Annotated in this window: 1 protein-coding gene; it reads right to left on the bottom strand. The window is 68.1% G+C overall.

All coding sequences use genetic code 11. The annotated features are described in order from the left end of the window. Nucleotides 1-35 precede the first annotated feature (35 nt). Nucleotides 36-1,300: efflux transporter outer membrane subunit (locus tag ACYP33_RS13340; protein WP_459622238.1), on the bottom strand; the 1,265-nt coding region annotated here is incomplete at its 5' end.

Genomic DNA, 1,300 nt, shown 5'->3' on the forward strand with positions numbered 1-1,300 from the left:
TGCAAGCGAGCGGATCGGGACGCCAGGCGCCGCGTTCAGCCTGCCGTGGCTTGCGAGGCCGGTGCGGCGGGCGCCGCCTGCTTGCTGTAGTCCACCGGTGCATCGGCTTCGCGCGGCTGATCGCCGGTCTGCTCGATCCAGCCGCCGCCCAGCGCGCGGTACAGATCCACCAGGTTGGTCCAGCGCGCCAGGCGCGCCGAGATCAGCGTGGTTTGCGCCGTGTACAGGTCGGTTTGCGCCGTCAGCACCGTCAGATAGCTGTCCACACCGTTGCGGTAGCGCAGGTCGGACAGATCGTAACGGCGCTGCTGCGCCTCCTCGTTGCGCGCCAGCGCCGCGATCTGCTGATCGTAGGTGCCGCGTGCCGCCAGGCCGTCCGACACTTCGCGGAACGCCGACTGGATCGCCTTCTCGTAGTTCGCGATCTCGATGCGCTTCTGCACATGCGCCAAATCGAGGTTCGCGATGTTCGAGCCGCCCTCGAAGATCGGCAGCGCGATGTTCGGCGCGAACGACCACGCCGCCGTGCCGGCCTTGAACAGGCCGCCCAGCGTCGGGCTCGCCGTGCCGAACGCGGCCGTCAGCGAGATCTTCGGGAAGAACGCCGCACGGGCCGCGCCGATGTTCGCGTTGGCCGCGCGCAATGTCTGCTCGGCCTCCATGATGTCGGGGCGGCGCGTCAGCAGATCCGACGGCAAACCGGCCGGAATATCCGTCAGCAGGTTCTGGTTGTCCAGCGGCAGGCCGGCCGGCAGATCGTCGGGCAGCGGCTCGCCGACCAGCAGCACCAGCGCGTTCACGGCTTGCGCGCGTGCCCGGGCTTGCGCCTGCTGATTGGCCAGCGCCTGCTCGACCACCGTCTGCGCCTGGCGCAGGTCCAGCTCCGAACCGGTGCCGTTGTCGAACTGCAGCTTCGTCAGGTTGTAGGACGATTGCGCGTTCTTCAGCGTGTCTTCCGTGACCTTCAGCAGATCGTCGGTCGATTGCAGCGTCAGATACTGATCGGCCACCTGCGAGACGAGCGAGATTTCCTGCGCCTTGCGGGCCTGTGCCGTCGACAGGTACTGCGCCAGCGCCTGATCCTTCAGGCTCTGGATCCGGCCGAACAGGTCCAGTTCCCACGACGCCGACAGGCCGACGTTGTAGTCGCGCGTAATCAGCGGAGCGCCGGTGGTCGACACGCCGGCCGGCAACCGCTGGATCGAACCCGTACCGGTGCCGCCGAGCGTCGGCAGCAGTTCGGCGCGCGTGATCTGGTACTGCGCGCGCGCCGCCTCGATGTTGAGCACCGAGACACGCA

The sequence above is a fragment of the Burkholderia sp. 3C genome, assembly GCF_054589155.1.